This window comes from Burkholderia sp. 4M9327F10, assembly GCF_005503145.1.
In the GTDB taxonomy this organism is placed as follows: Bacteria; Pseudomonadota; Gammaproteobacteria; order Burkholderiales; family Burkholderiaceae; genus Paraburkholderia.
Map to the genome: position 1 here is coordinate 1 of NZ_SCNV01000032.1, position 14,437 is coordinate 14,437.

13 protein-coding genes and 1 pseudogene are annotated in these 14,437 nt (G+C 64.4%); 5 read left to right on the forward strand and 9 right to left on the reverse strand.

The features are described from left to right. A pseudogene (locus FFS45_RS25010) lies at positions 1–756 on the forward strand (hypothetical protein); the annotation flags it as partial. Between the two features lie 95 nt (positions 757–851). Here FFS45_RS25010 and FFS45_RS25015 read toward each other — a convergent pair. From FFS45_RS25015 to FFS45_RS25040, 6 genes are all read right to left on the reverse strand, one after another. After that, positions 852–2,033: a YbfB/YjiJ family MFS transporter gene (locus FFS45_RS25015; protein WP_249362922.1), complete on the reverse strand. Its 1,182-nt coding sequence runs from the start codon at positions 2,031–2,033 to the stop codon at positions 852–854. Between the two features lie 232 nt (positions 2,034–2,265). After that, a complete protein-coding gene (locus tag FFS45_RS25020) occupies positions 2,266–2,952 on the reverse strand; it encodes an RNA polymerase factor sigma-70 (RefSeq protein ID WP_137957320.1) in 687 nt (228 codons plus the stop codon). 98 nt (positions 2,953–3,050) lie between these two features. Further along, positions 3,051–3,752: a 4'-phosphopantetheinyl transferase superfamily protein gene (locus tag FFS45_RS25025; protein WP_137957321.1), complete on the reverse strand. Its 702-nt coding sequence runs from the start codon at positions 3,750–3,752 to the stop codon at positions 3,051–3,053. 151 nt (positions 3,753–3,903) lie between these two features. Beyond that, positions 3,904–4,110 (reverse strand): DUF2783 domain-containing protein, encoded by a 207-nt coding sequence (locus FFS45_RS25030; RefSeq protein ID WP_137957322.1) that lies wholly within the window; start codon positions 4,108–4,110, stop codon positions 3,904–3,906. A gap of 23 nt (positions 4,111–4,133) precedes the next feature. After that, complete coding sequence (locus tag FFS45_RS25035; protein WP_137957323.1) at positions 4,134–5,837, reverse strand: FAD-dependent oxidoreductase; 1,704 nt, start codon at positions 5,835–5,837, stop codon at positions 4,134–4,136. Between the two features lie 38 nt (positions 5,838–5,875). Beyond that, positions 5,876–6,835, reverse strand: coding sequence for an MBL fold metallo-hydrolase (locus FFS45_RS25040; protein WP_137957324.1), 960 nt, complete (start codon positions 6,833–6,835; stop codon positions 5,876–5,878). Positions 6,836–7,127: 292 nt separating this feature from the next. Here FFS45_RS25040 and FFS45_RS25045 point away from each other — a divergent pair, with 292 nt between their 5' ends. From FFS45_RS25045 to FFS45_RS25060, 4 genes are all read left to right on the forward strand, one after another. After that, on the forward strand, positions 7,128–8,045 hold the full coding sequence (locus tag FFS45_RS25045; RefSeq protein WP_249362917.1) for an IclR family transcriptional regulator: 918 nt from the start codon (positions 7,128–7,130) through the stop codon (positions 8,043–8,045). Next, positions 8,042–8,914, forward strand: a complete 873-nt coding sequence (locus FFS45_RS25050) for an IclR family transcriptional regulator (protein WP_249362923.1) — start codon at positions 8,042–8,044, stop codon at positions 8,912–8,914. The genes FFS45_RS25045 and FFS45_RS25050 overlap by 4 nt, the downstream gene beginning before the upstream one ends. A 197-nt stretch (positions 8,915–9,111) precedes the next feature. Then, the gene (locus FFS45_RS25055; RefSeq protein ID WP_249362918.1) at positions 9,112–10,155 is read left to right on the forward strand and encodes an MBL fold metallo-hydrolase; all 1,044 of its coding nucleotides are present in this window, start codon (positions 9,112–9,114) and stop codon (positions 10,153–10,155) included. A 25-nt stretch (positions 10,156–10,180) separates the two neighbouring features. Continuing rightward, positions 10,181–11,185: a GTP-binding protein gene (locus FFS45_RS25060; RefSeq protein WP_171029744.1), complete on the forward strand. Its 1,005-nt coding sequence runs from the start codon at positions 10,181–10,183 to the stop codon at positions 11,183–11,185. Here FFS45_RS25060 and FFS45_RS25065 read toward each other — a convergent pair. From FFS45_RS25065 to FFS45_RS25075, 3 genes are all read right to left on the reverse strand, one after another. After that, complete coding sequence (locus FFS45_RS25065; protein WP_137957327.1) at positions 11,182–12,054, reverse strand: SIS domain-containing protein; 873 nt, start codon at positions 12,052–12,054, stop codon at positions 11,182–11,184. The genes FFS45_RS25060 and FFS45_RS25065 overlap by 4 nt on opposite strands. 147 nt (positions 12,055–12,201) lie before the next feature. Beyond that, complete coding sequence (gene ugpC, locus FFS45_RS25070; RefSeq protein ID WP_137957328.1) at positions 12,202–13,284, reverse strand: sn-glycerol-3-phosphate ABC transporter ATP-binding protein UgpC; 1,083 nt, start codon at positions 13,282–13,284, stop codon at positions 12,202–12,204. Positions 13,285–13,340: 56 nt separating this feature from the next. Then, positions 13,341–14,114 carry an SDR family oxidoreductase gene (locus tag FFS45_RS25075; RefSeq protein WP_137957329.1) on the reverse strand — a complete coding sequence of 258 codons (774 nt, stop codon included), beginning with the start codon at positions 14,112–14,114 and terminating at the stop codon, positions 13,341–13,343. Between the last annotated feature and the right edge of the window lie 323 nt (positions 14,115–14,437).

The window sequence follows — 14,437 nt, forward strand, 5'->3', positions numbered from 1 at the left end:
TCGGGTGGCTCGGGTGGCTCGGGCGGTTCCGGTGGCTCGGGCCATGGCGGCGGCTCTGGTGGCTCCGGCTCGGGCTCCGGCTCAGGCTCAGGCAACGGCAACCAGATCACCAGCGGGCTGCTCGATCCTATCGTCGACCTGGTGGTCAACGTCGGCGCGATCAGCGTGCCGATTGTGCCGATCACGATCGGCAACAACAGCGGCAGCGGAAACGGCAATGGTGTCGGCAACGGCTCGCAGGGAGGCCACTCCGGCACCCCGGTCGGAGCGGGCAGCTACGGCGGCAACAACCTGCTGGCCCCCGTCACCACCTTGCTCGGCGGCCTGAAACTTGTGCCGCTCTCGGGCGGCTCACAAGGCAGCAGCAGTAGCCCAATCGCTCCGCTCACCACCTTGCTCAGCGGATTGACCGGCGCACTAGGCGGCGGCTCGCTGGTCTCGGGCGGCTCCCAAGGCAGCAGCCCGCTGGCCCCGCTCACCACCGTGCTAGGCGGATTGACCGGCGTACTGGGTGGCGGCTCGCATGGCGGATCGTTGACTAGCCTCGTAACCACGTCTTCGTCAGGTCCTCTTGCTCCCGTGACCAACCTGGTCGGTACGCTGACCGGCACGCTCACCGGTGCGCTTGGCGGCACCACTGGCACGAGTGGCGCATCGTCCCTGCTCTCGCCAGTGACGAGCCTGCTCGGTGGACTGACTGGCTCAACGAGCGGTGGTAGCGGTTTGCTGTCCACGACACTCGCTCCGAAACACTAGCGAGCACTGCGCGCAAAACCCCGGGCATGGCAGGCACCACCAGGCCCGGGGCACAGCAAGAAGCGCCCCGCCGACCCTCCCGCGGCCGGCGGACTTCACCTTCGGCGCTCTCCCACCGGCTTCTGACACGCCGCAAGCACGGCGCCGGCGACCAGCAACAAAGCCGAGTAGACCAACCCGCGCGCCAACCCCGCGCCATCCGAGATCCAGCCAATCGCCAGCGGGCCGACAATCTGCCCAAACGCGAACACGATCGTAAACGCGCTGATGCCTTTGGCCCAATGTGTGGCGGGCAGGTTATGCCGCACGAAGGCGGTCGTGGAAGCGACAGCGGACAAAAACGTTGCGCCAAACAATGCGCCCGAAATGAACGCGGCAATGGGATGCGTGGCCAGTGCAGGCAGGAAGGTCGCAAGGCCGAGCAGCCCGTTGAGCACCGCGAGCGCCTGACCGCCGCGCATCCGGTCGAGCAGCCCCGACCACAGGCGCGCCGAGACGATGGTCGCGGCACCGAGCAGGATGTAGAAACTGGTGACGATTGCAGCGCTCATCCCGGCATTGCGCAGCAGCGCGACGATAAACGTCATGTAGCCGATGTATCCGACGCCGAACAGTCCGTAGCCCGCTAGCGCAAGACCGAAGCGCGGCCAGTGCAACGCATCGCTGTGGGCCGGCTGTGCAGCCGCTTTCGTCACTGCCGCATAGTCGCGTTCGATGCGGCGCGCGGCACCGATCGCCACCACCGCGAAAGCGAGGCAGGCAACCGCGAGCGCAAACCACGCGAATTGCCAGCCATGCAGCACATGCACGATCGTGAACGGCACGAGGATCGCGGAAGCGACGATGCCCCAGCCCGTGCCGCCGTAGTACAAGCCCAGCACCAGCCCTGCATCGCGTGGCCGTGCCGACGCGAGCCGCGCCGCCAGCACACCGCCGCCGATGAAAATCAACGCGCTGCTCGCACCGGTGATCACGCGCAAGGTAAGCAAGGCATGGGTATCGATCAGCACGCCGCTCACCGCCATCAATAGCGCGGTCGCAACACATCCGGCCACAAACAACGCCGCCGGCGACGCGCGTCGTGACAGGCGCGGAAAAGTCAGTGCCCCCAGCAAATAGCCCACGGCATTGGCCGTATTCATCGCGCCTGCCTGCGCAAAGCTCCAGCCCAGATCGAGCTTCATCGCAGGCAACAGCAACGCGTAAGCAAAGCGTGCGAGTCCGAGGGCAATTGCGCTGCCCAGGGAGAGCGCCACAGCTAGCAGCAGCGTCTCCATCCGGTTCGGGGTTTCGGCTTGCGTTTCATGCCGCGCATCGGCGCGCGGACGTTTCCAGCGAATCAGTTCTGCGAGCATGGGCGAGCGTGGCACGGACTTGAATCAGGCAAGGACGCAGCAGGTGTGCTGCAATCCTTGCCATCATAGCGGCGTGCGTGCCGGGATTGAATCGCCATGGACAACATTCCCCCTGCGGGACGTTTCACTCGCAGCGGCAGAATCGCGTGGCTGTCTAGTTCAGCTCCGTCGCACGGACTTTCTTGCCACGCGCAGAGGTCTTGGCGCAGCGCGGGCCCGGTTGCCCCGCATGCGCGCAGTCTGCGCAATGCTTCGCCGCGTCGCGCACCATGAAGTGCACCAGCGTCTGCGACACGTTCAGCGTGCGCGCGGTGTCCTGCAACGTCTCTTCCCGCAGGCGCACCAGTTCGAAGGCTGTGCGCGTGCGCTCCGGCAATTGCGCGAGCGCATCGAAAGCATGGCGCAGCGCATCGCGCGTCGCCAGCGCAGCTTCGGGGCCCGGCTCGGGCGACGGCACGTCGAAGCCGACTTCTTCGCCGTCATGCCAGGCACTTTCGAGCGTCTGACGATGGCATGCATCAATGGAAGCGTTGCGCACCATCCGCGTGACATACGCCACCGGTTGGCGGATTGCATCCTGATTGGGAAAGGCGGTGAGCTTCACGAACACGTCGTGGACCACATCCTCCGCGCGACTGCCGCATCCGACAAACGAGCCCGCCAGCGCGACCAGCATGGGGCGATGTTCGATCAGCACATCCAGCAGGGCGCCACCGCATCCAGCTGATGCACGGGCGCTCCGGCGCGGCGCATCGCGAGTGTCGTCACGCGTCGCGTGGACTGCCTGGGGTGGCCGGCGCGGTTCCAGCAGCAGGACTTGGCCTGCGGGTGCGTCAGCCATCGGTTCGCCTCCGTCAATTCATTGGGAGGCTGTAATCTAACTCAAATGCGAATAGTTCTCAATTCGATTTATCCATACCCCTACCGGGGGAGCGGGATTCAGCCGGGGCTTTGGGCCGTCATCGACCACGCCACGCAAGCGGCATAGCCGGCCGGTGCCGCGAGCCAACTCGCCGCAAGGCCGTGCACCTCGTCCGGCACGTCATCGCGCAAGGCAACGCGCACGCCGTCGCGCGGCAGCACCGTCAGGCGTTGCAGGCCACGCACCACGCCGACGCCCGTGGTCTTGAGCAGCGCCTCCTTGGCGACCCAGGCATCGTAGAAGCGTTCGAGACGTTCTTCGGGGTCGAGTCGATCGAGCACGCCGGTTTCGCTATCGGCGAGCGTTAGCGCGGCCAGCGAGCGCCAGTCTAGTTGCGGATTGCGCTGCTCGATATCCACCCCAACGCGGCGGCGCGTGGAAAATGCGATCAGGCCGTGCGCGCCGGAGTGCGAGACGTTGAAATCAACCGGCGTAGCATCGGCCAGGCAGGGGCGTTTCATCGCATCGCGGGTCAAGCGCAGTGCATGCGGCTCCATGCCGAGCGCACCCGCCAGCAGTTCGCGCAAGGCGCTCCGCACGGTCGCGAAGCGAAGCGCGTCTTCGCTGCGGCGAAACACCTTGGCTTGCGCGCGCTCGTCGCTGGAGAGCGCGGTGAAGGTGTCGCTTTCCAGTGTCGAGTCGATGCGGATATCGACCCGCCACACATGAACATCGGGCGGGCCGTCATGCGGCACCGGGAAGAGAGGAATGCGCGTCATTGCAGAGTCAGGCTTCGTTTCCAGGACTTACCGCGGCGCGGACACGCGGGCAATCCGGAAGCCGCTCGTCAACGATGTGATACGTCTGCGTTAGAGAGGACGACCGGCGCATGCCCGGCGCTACGCGCGGGATGCGCCACTGTACCCGATGTCAGCCGCTGGCCCTCACGACGCCGGCGCGCGCATGCTGCAAGGCTTCGAGCAAGGTCGCGTGATCGCCAATGTGATTCGCCAGCAGCAGGATCAATTGCGCATTGGCTGACTGACTTTGGGCATCGTCGAAATCACGGTGCATGTCGATCAACGCTTCGTAGAAATCGTCGGGGCGGGTGAGATTGGGTTGCGTGTTGAGAGTCATGGTTGTGTCTGCCTTTGGTGCGCCTACGCCGAGCCGGCCACGCATAACGCGCGCTTTAGGGCATGCTCGACTTTCTCTACATCCAGCGTGCGCCAGCGGGCACAGACGTGTTGATCTGGACGAATCAGATAGAAGGTGCCCGGCGTCGCATCGTAGCGAATGCGCGCGAGGCCTTCGCTGTCCTGCACAAGCTTGGCATCCGGCCGCGCTTCTCCCTGCGCCTTCTGATTCACTTCGGCACCCGCACTTGAAACCTGCACCAGCGTCAATGGAATCGGCCCGTGCTGTAAAACCTGGAGCGCTTCGCGCGCCGCCGCGTCGATGCCATTCGCGCCGCAGAACAGCACCCCCGTGAAGCCTTGCCCCACATGCTGCAACAACCATCCCGGCTGCCCCGCGACATGAACCGGCGCGTCACAGCACGGTGCGCCCGGCACCATCTGTCCAGCGAAGCTGTCGCTGTCCGGCGTGTTCAGCGGTGAGTCGCGCAACACCGCCGGCACCGACAAGCGCCCACTGTTCACCAGTTGCCGCGCGAACGCATGATCGCGCGCCAGCTTCAGTACGGCATCGCGAAACACCCGGCTGACGGCGCTTTTCGGCGTAATGAAATCGGTGGAGCGGGTAGAGTGGCGAATGTTTTCGTCGGCGGCATATTCGCGCTCGCTCGCATACGTGTCGAGCAACGCGTCCGACGCGCGGCCCGCCAGCACCATTGCCAGCTTCCATGCGAGATTCTCCGCGTCCTGTACGCCGCTATTCGCACCCCGAGCGCCGAACGGTGAAACGCCATGCGCCGAGTCGCCCGCGAACAGCACGTTGCCGTGGCGAAAGCGATCCATCCTCAGGCACGAGAATGTGTAGACGCTGACCCATTCCAGTTCGAACTTTGCATCTGGACCGAGCAGGGCCTGCACGCGCGGAATCACCCGCTCCGGTGTTTTCTCGAGGACCGGGTCGGCATCCCAGCCTAGCTGGAAGTCGATGCGCCAAACGTTGTCCGGCTGACGATGCAGCAGCACCGACTGATTCGGATGAAACGGCGGATCGAACCAGAACCAGCGCTCGGTCGGGAAATCCGCTTCCATCTTCACGTCGGCAATCAGGAAACGATCCTTGAAGGTGCGGCCGTGGCTGTCGAGTCCCATCAGGCTGCGCATTGGACTGCGCGAGCCGTCGGCAGCCACGACATAGCGGCCATGCAGCGCGTAGCGCCCGTCAGGCGTTTCGACTGTCAGCGTGACATCCATGCCTTCCTGCTGCACCCCCACCACCTTGCTCTTCCAGCGAATCTCGAGATTCGGCAGTTCGCGAGCACGCTCCAGCAGATAACCTTCCACGTAGTACTGCTGAAGATTGATGAACGCAGGACGATGGTGGCCGGACTCAGGCAGCAGATTGAAGGTGTACACCAGCTCGTCCTTAAGGAACACCTTGCCGACGTTCCAGCTAATGCCCTTGTCCACCATGCGCTGGCCGCAGCCCAGCCGGTCGAAGATATCGAGCGAGCGCTTCGAAAAACAGATGGCCCGCGAGCCGCTCGACAGCGAACAATCGTCGTCGACCAGCACGACCGGCACGCCCTGCTGCGCAATATCGATTGCCGTCGCGAGGCCGACCGGCCCCGCCCCGACCACGATCACCGGATACACCGCCGCCTGCGCGCCGCCCTGCTGCTCGCGGCACGGCTGATACTCGAACGACAGCGCCTGGTAGTTGATACTCATCTTGTGTCTCCATCCCTCTCTGCGTGCCACGTTTTTTATCAGGCCTGCAGCGCGTCCCACATTTCCTTGTCGCGCTGCGCCGTCCAGATGCGCGGATGGGTGATGCCGCTCGCCTCGTCGAACGCGCGCGAGACGTCGAACGGCAGGCAATGCTCGTAGATGAAGACATGGCCGAACTTCGGGTCCATCGCCTTGCGCGTATGGGCCATCGCCGCTTTCAGGTCGAGCTTCTGCTCGACGGCTTCACGGCCTTGCTGCAGCAGTGTTGTGACGAAGTCTTTCGTGTAATCGAGACCTTTGTTGACTTCTGCAGGCGTGGTGAGCGCGGGACCGCGCCCCGGCACCAGCTTTTCGGCGTTGAGCGCGCGCAGCGCTTCGAGCGTGGACGGCCACTCGGTAAGCTGGGCGTCGCCGCAATAGCAGGCGGCGTCATATTCGACGAGGTCGCCGGAGAACAGCACCTTCTGCGACGGCAGCCAGACGATCGTGTCGCCCTTGGTGTGTCCGGCGCCCAGATGCGCGATGCGCACTTCGAGCTTGCCAAGGAACAAGGTCATTTCGCGCTCGAAAACCAGTGTCGGCCACGTAAGCCCGGGCACGGTTTCGACGCCGGCGAACAGCCGCGGAAAGCGTTCGATTTCCGACTTCATGTCCTGCTCGCCGCGCTCGACGATCATCTCGTAGGTGCCGCGGCTCGCGATCACCTGCTGCGCGCCCTCAGCGAAATACGCCGACGCGCCGAGCACGCGAACCGCGTGATAGTGCGACAGCACGACATATTTGATGGGTTTGTCGGTCACGCTGCGGATCTTCGCGATCAGATCCTGGGCCATGGCGGGCGTGGCCGTAGTGTCGACGATCAGCACGCCGTCGTCGCCAATGATCACGCCCGAATTCGGGTCGCCCTCGGTCGTATAGGCGTAGGCGTTCTCGGACAGTTGCGTCCAGGTGACTTTCTTTTCTTCCAGATCGGCTTGGGATGCGAATGCTTTGGCCATGCTTTGTCTCCCTCAAAAGGTGGATGTGAGGCGAGACGACCCGCGCGAGCGCCGCTCGGAACGAGGCGCGCAGGCAGGCTGTATTGCAGGAAATGTCTCGCCCCGTTTCTGACTCTGTGACTGCGGCGGTTTGCCGGGGTGAGTGCATCTTATGGCTGGCAAGATTTATTTGTCAATAGCGAATCATGTTGCCATACACAAATTCATCACGCACACTAATGCAGCGTCAGACGAGGGCCGGGGCGGAACGGGCTTCGTTTAACATGGACCCTTTTCAGGAATGAGTGCGGGTGTGACGAGAGCAGCCAAACTGACCGCGAGGCGCGGAAACAGCAAGAGCAACAGCAGCGAGGACCCTGCAGGCGCAACGGGCGGCACGCAGGCTGCAGCCAGTCCGCGCGCCGGCGCGGCAACGGCCGAAGGCGGCAAACCGCAGCGCGGCATTCAGAGCGTCGAAGTGGGCGGCAGACTGCTGCACGCGCTGGCACAGGCGCGCGGCCCGCTCGCCTTGTCGGATCTGGCTGCCAATGCCGCGCTCACGCCCGGCCAGGCGCACACCTATCTGGTGAGCCTGACGCGCCTTGGCCTCATCAAGCGCGACGAACTGACGGGCCGCTACGAACCAGGGCCGCTCTCACTAAGGCTCGGCCTGCTGCATCTCGAGCACCAGCCGGCGTTTCGCGCCGCGGTGCCTCGCGTCGCGGCGCTTGCGGAGGCGATCGGGTTTAGCGTGGCAATCTGCATTGCCGGGCCGCAAGGGCCGACCATCGTCCGGTACGAGCATGGCGGCTTTCCGCTGCACGTCAATCTGCACGTGGGCACAGTCATGTCGTTGCCGGCCACCTCGACGGGGCGTGTGTTCTGCGCCTATCTGCCCGAGGAGACGGTGCAAGCCATGTGGATAAATCAGTCCAGCCAGCACGGACAAAGCATGACCGAACCCGCCGGACGCGAGGCGTTCGAAGCGACCTTGGCGGCGCTGCGTGAGCGCGGCCTGGAACGCAGCGTCGACGCGCCGAGCCCGGGGATCAGCAGCCTGAGCGCGCCGGTGCTCGATGCGTCGGGCGTGCTCTGTCTCGCGCTCACCGTGATAGGTTCAACGGGTTCGATCGACGTGAAATGGAACGGGCCGACCGCACGTGCCCTACAGGCCACCGTGCGGGACATCAGTGCCGAACTTGCAGCCACCTCACCGAGCCCCGCTCCCTGATAGCCGTGAACGATACGCTCTCCTCTCTATCCTCTGCCTCTGGATCAGAAGCCCGGCAACAGCGTGGCATCCAGTCGCTCGACAGCACGGGCGAACTGCTTGGCGCGCTGGTCGCGGCAGGCCGCCCGCTCAGCTTGCGCGATCTCGCCGCCGCGGCGGGCATGCCGCCGGCGAAGGCGTTCGCACACCTGGTCAGTCTGCAAAAAATCGGCCTGCTGAGCCGCGATGCTGCCGGTTGTTTCGAAGCCGGGCCGTTGGCGCTCGAACTGGGCTTGATCGGCCTGCAACGTTTATCGCCGACGCGCGAAGCGGAACCGGAGATCGTCGAACTGGCTGCGTCGACAGGTATGAGCGTCGCCATGGCAGTGCTCGGGCCGCTCGGGCCCACCGTCGTGCGCCTGGAGGAATCGGCGCGGCCGCTGCATGTGAGCTTGCGGGTGGGGACCGTGATGTCGCTGGTCAACACGGCTATCGGGCGCGTGTTTTCCGCGTATGTGGCCGACGATGTGCGTCACCGTCTGCTAGCGCAGGATCATTTGCGCCTGGCGGGGACCGACGGTACAGCGTTGCTGCAAAAGCCGGGCGCAGGCGACACCATCCCGCCGCTCGATCCGCACTACGCACAACGGCTCGCACGGATTCGCGCGGACGGCATCGACACGGCATTGAGCCGCCCTGTGCCGGGCATCGATACGCTGGCCGCGCCGGTGCTGGACCACACCGGCAGCATCTGCCTCGTGCTCGCGCTGATGGGGCCGAGCGGCAGTTTCGACAACGCCGTGACGGGCGACCCGGCGCGGATCTTGAGCGCGGCGACGCAGAGGCTGTCGCGGCGCTTTGGGTGGATTGCGGGAGAGCACGCGGGTTAGGCGGCCTTTGCCTTGCGATAGCGCCGCTAATGATGCATGCGCAACATGGGCCATCATTCGCGTGAGCGAGCAACGCGAAGCGCTGACCGCAAGCACAGCCAGGCTTGCTACTATGCGGAAAGATTTTTCCCGACTGACCAGCCCGAGTCCTGCGGATCAAGGCAGCGGTTAACAGATAGCCCCCCAGGAGATACCCCATGAGCGATCAGCCGTTCGGACGTTCCCGCCGCGATTTCATGCGCATTGCCGTCACGGCCGGCAGCACAGCCGCCTTGCCGTGGCTGAAGGACGCCCAGGCCCAGACGCCAGCCAGCACCAATGCAGCGACCGCGCCTGCGAATGCCGCCAACGCCACCGCCCCATCCACAGGCCAGCTCGCCACAGCCCATCCGCCCCAAGGCACCCACCTGATCCTGCTCGGCACCAAAGGCGGCCCCACTCCGTCCGACCTGCGCGCTGCACCAGCAAACGTGCTGGTCGTAGACGGCCAGCCCTATGTGGTCGATTGCGGCAACGGCGTCGCGCTGCAACTCACCAAGGCCGGCATCAAACTGCCGGGCCTGCGTGACATCTTCCTCACACACCATCATTCGGACCACAACGCCGATCTGGGCAATCTCGTCTTCCTCGCCTGGGCCACCGGGCTGCACACACCCGTCAACTTATACGGACCGCCGCGCATCACGCGAATGATCGACGATTTCGTCGACATGAACGCGATCGACCTGGAAGTCCGCATGCGCGAGGAGGGCCGGCCGGCATTCCGGCCGCTGATCAACATTCACGAGTTCGACGGCCCGCGCCTCGTGATGGAAGACGAACGTGTCAAGGTCACCTCGATGCTCGTCGATCACTACACGATCAAGCCAGCCTTCGCTTACCGCTTCGAGACCCGTGATCGCACGGTCGTGTTCTCCGGCGACACCACGTACTACCCGCCGCTTGCGGAGTTCGCCAAAGGCGCCGACGTCCTGGTGCACGAAGTGATGTACCTGCCGGCGCTGCAAAAGCTGATGAAAACCGTCGACAACGCGCCAACCCTGCTCGATCACCTCGTCAAGAGCCACACCAGCACCGAACAGGTCGGCAAGATTGCCGCAGCGGCGGGCGTGAAGACGCTCGTATTGAGCCACTTCGTGCCGGGCGGCGACCCCGCAATAACGGACGAGATGTGGACCGCCGACGTGCGTCAGCATTTCTCCGGGGAAATCGTCGTCGGTAAAGACCTGCAGGTTATCTAGGCGCCGGCCAGCCCGTGCGACGTCTATGACTGCAATGACTGCCACCACGCAACCCGCGCCGATACCCCTCACGCTTCTGACCGGTTTTCTCGGTTCGGGCAAGACCACCCTGCTCAACCGCCTGTTGCCACAACCGGCACTCGGACAATGCGCGGTGATCATCAACGAACTGGGCGCAATCGGTCTCGACCATCTGTTCGTCAAGACCTCGCGTGACGAAACCATCGCTCTGCTCGAAAACGGTTGCCTGTGCTGTGGCGTGCGCGACGAGATTCCCGCGTTCGAGCGATTGCTGATCGAGACAACCGGACTCGCGCGTCCCGGCCCGGTGATTTCGCTGTTGCTCGGCGACGCGGCGCTTGAAGGACGCGTGCGCCTCGACGGCATTGTCACGACCGTGGACGCGAAACATGGCGCGGCACAACTCGTTCGCCATGAAGAGTCGCGCCAGCAGGTGGCTGTGGCAGACCGGATATTGCTGACCAAAGCGGAGTTGGTCGATGCAGCGGCGCTGGCCGAACTCGAAGCGACATTAGAAACGCTGAACCCCGGCGCGCCAAGGATGCCGGTACGCAACGGCGAAATCGATGCCGCGCATCTGCTCGATATCCTGACACCGCGCGAATTACGTCCATGGCTGCGCACCGAACCCGCGACACCGCGCAAGCTGATGAGCCCGGTGCGCACCGCAGCGGCAAGCCTCGCCAGTCATCCGGACATCGACAGCTTTTGCCTGAGCTACGCGCAACCTCTACCGATGCACGCGCTCGAGACCGCGCTGACGGTACTGCTCGGCTATCACGGCGAGCGCATCCTGCGGGTGAAGGGCATCGGGAACTTCATCGGCGAGTCGCGGCCGGTCGTCTTTCATGGCGTGCAGCAGTTGCTGCACGAACCACTCAAACTCGAGCAATGGCCCGATGAAGATCGCTCGACGCGTCTGGTGTTTATCGTGCAGGGACTGGCCCGTTCCGTGATCGAAGAAACCCTCACGCATTTCCTGCGCGAAGCAGGCTGCACGTCCTGCTAGGACGACGACTCGCCCGCAGCCGGTTCCGGCTCATGTGACAGGCGCGACTTGGCGTGCCGCATCTTCTCCAGCGTCTTCGGCCCAAGCTTGAGCGCCACGCCGATCGCGAGCGCATCCACGATGCACAGATGCACGAGCCGCGACACACCCGGCGTATTCGGATCAATCGGACTCGGCACGCGCAGCAGCAGCGGAATATCCGCGAGCCATGCGAGCCGCGATCCGGCGTTGGTCAGCGCAATCGTGGTCGCGCCACGCTCCTTGGCAATCTGGATGCTTTCGTTCACCTCGACACTGCGCCCCGAGTGCGAGATCGCAAGCGCCACATCGCCCGGCTCCAGCAAGCCCGCGTAAAGCCGCTGCAAGTGGCCATCGGTAAACGCACTGGCGGCAATATCGAGGCGCAGAAACCGTAGCGCCGCATCTTGCGCCACCAGTCCCGAACCGGAGCCCACGCCGAACACATAAACGCGGCGCGCATTGGCCAACGCGGCAATCGCCGCTTCCACCACTACCGGGTCGAGCGCCCCGCGTGCATGGGTGATGCCCTCGACCACCGCTTCACCGACCTTGTCGAGCAAGGTCTGAACATCGTCGTCGCGCGCAACGGCGGTCGACGCATACGGCAAGCCCCCCGCCACGCTCTGCGCCAACTGCATCTTGAAGTCGCGCAAACCGTTCGCCCCGACCGCCCGGCAAAAGCGCGTCACGGAAGGCTCGGAGACCTCCGCACGCTGCGCCAGCTCGGTGATGCTCGCGCGCATCGCAAAGTCGACGTCGCTCAGCACCATCTCGCCGACCTTGCGCTCGGCTGGGCGTAGTTCGGTCAATGCGCCGCGTATGTGGGGAATCAGGTTCTGAGCGGACACCCGTGTGTTCCTTATGGGTTCAAGGTCTGGAATCCGCGTCTGGCGTCGCAAGCAAACGCAGGGCCGCCCCAAGTTTGCTTGCCCCCTCGGGGGCCTGGCGCGAAGCGCCAGGTTTGGGGGCGCTCTTCACGGCAACCGCACGCGGTATCAGGCAAGCCTGCGTCCACTCTCCGTATCGAACAGATGAACATGCTCGGCCGGCAGGCGCAACGCCACGCGCTGGCCGGGTTCGATCGACGAACGCTGGCGGGTCGTGACACACCACGTGCTGCCGCCTATTTTCCCGTACAAGTGGGTCTCGGCGCCAGTCGGCTCCACCACTTCCACTTCCATCACGACATCCGAGGGTGCCGCCACTGTTTCGATGTGCTCGGGCCGCACGCCCAGCGTGAGCTTCGCGCCGGCCTGCGCAGACGCCGGCGCCGGCGTTTGCGGCAAGGCCACCTCGCTGCCGTCGGCGAGCTTCAGCGCAAGACCGTCCGCGCCGCTCACCAGCACGCCTTCGGCAAAATTCATCGCAGGCGAGCCGAGAAAGCTCGCGACAAACAGATTGGCCGGGCGATCGTAGAGATCCAGGGGCCGCCCGATCTGCTCGATACGGCCTGCGTTCATCACAACAATCCGGTCCGCCATCGTCATCGCTTCAATCTGATCGTGCGTGACGTAGATCACCGTATTCTTCAGACGCTGATGCAGCGCCTTGATCTCGGTGCGCATCTGCACGCGCAGCTTCGCATCGAGATTCGACAAGGGTTCGTCGAACAGGAATAGCGACGGCTCACGAACCACCGCGCGGCCCATCGCCACCCGCTGGCGCTGGCCGCCCGAGAGCGCACGCGGCAAGCGGTCCAGATAGCCGCCGAGGTTCAGCATCTTCGCCGCAGCTTCGATGCGCGGCTTGAAACTCGTGGATGCTTCCTTGCGAATGCGCGGCCCGAACGCAATGTTCTCGTACACGCTCAAGTGCGGATACAGCGCATAGCTCTGGAACACCATCGAGATATTGCGCTGCTGCGGCGCGAGCGCGTTGGCGCGCGTGCCGCCGATCATCAGATCGCCGCCGCTGATCTCTTCGAGACCCGCCACCATGCGCATCAGCGTGCTCTTGCCGCAACCCGACGGCCCCACCAGCACGACGAATTCGCCGTCGTCGATATGCAGGTCGATGCCGTGCACCACCTGGGTGTCGCCATAACGCTTGAAAATGCCGCTCAGTTGCACTGCTGCCATGCTGTCCTCATCGTCATCCGGCGCAACCGTCACGCGGTTGCACCACGTTCACTGGATCAAAGCGTCTCGAGCGTCAGTTCCTCTGCCATCAGCCGGTTGCCGGCCATCAGGCCGCCGTCGACCGGCAGCGCCACGCCGGTGATCACGCGCGCCATCGGCGAGGCGAGAAACTGCACGGCATCGGCAATGTCGTCCGGTGTAGCGAAGTCGCGCAGCGGGTACCATTTCTTGAGGTCTTCGAAGACCTGTGGGTTTTTGTCGACCCGCGCCTGCCAGGCCTGGGTCTTGACGGTGCCCGGGCACACGATGTTCGCGCGGATGCCGTAGCGCCCCAACTCCAGCGCCAGCGCTTTCGTATAGCTGATGAGGCCCGCCTTCGCCGCGCTGTACGCCGGGTGCCCAAGCGCCGCCATGCCGTTGACCGAGCCGATCAGCACCAGCACGCCCTGTTTCCGCTCGATCATCGACGCCCGCACCGCCTCCACCGTGTGGTAGGTGCCGTTCAGGTTGAGGTGGACGTCGCGCTGCCAGCTTGCGGCGTCGGTTGTCGCCAGCGTCAGCCCTTTGGCTGCACCGGCATTGGCGACCAGCACGTCGACCGGCCCGCGCAACTTGACCGCCTGCGCCACGGCCTCCTGCACCGCCGCCGCGTCCGCCAGATCAGCGACCACCGGCGTGACATGCGCCGCACCGAGCGCAGCGGTGAGCTCATCGAGCGCCGCTGCGTTGATGTCGAGCGCCAGCACGGCCTCGCCCTGCTCCACAAACCGCCGGCACAGCGCGCTACCGATCCCGCCACAGGCGCCTGTGACCAAAACCACTCGCTTCATGTCTATCCTCACACTTTGCTTGCCGGCGCCGGGGCGCTGCACCACGCCCCGGCTACGCTCTCTCAGGCCGCACTGCACAGGCTTTCCGTCTTGTAAATTTCCAACACGACACGCTTTTCAAGCCTATCCTAGGCGCACCGCCATTCATACTGCCTGCGTCCGCACTGCACAAAATACGCCTTCTTTACAGCATCTTAGGCAAAAAACGCGGCGATAAAAAATATCGTAGTCCCTACGTGACAAGCTTTTTTGCGTCATGTAGGATTTTTTCAAACAATTTAACAACCCAGCGGCCGGCGACGGCAGCAGACCACCCCAGGAGA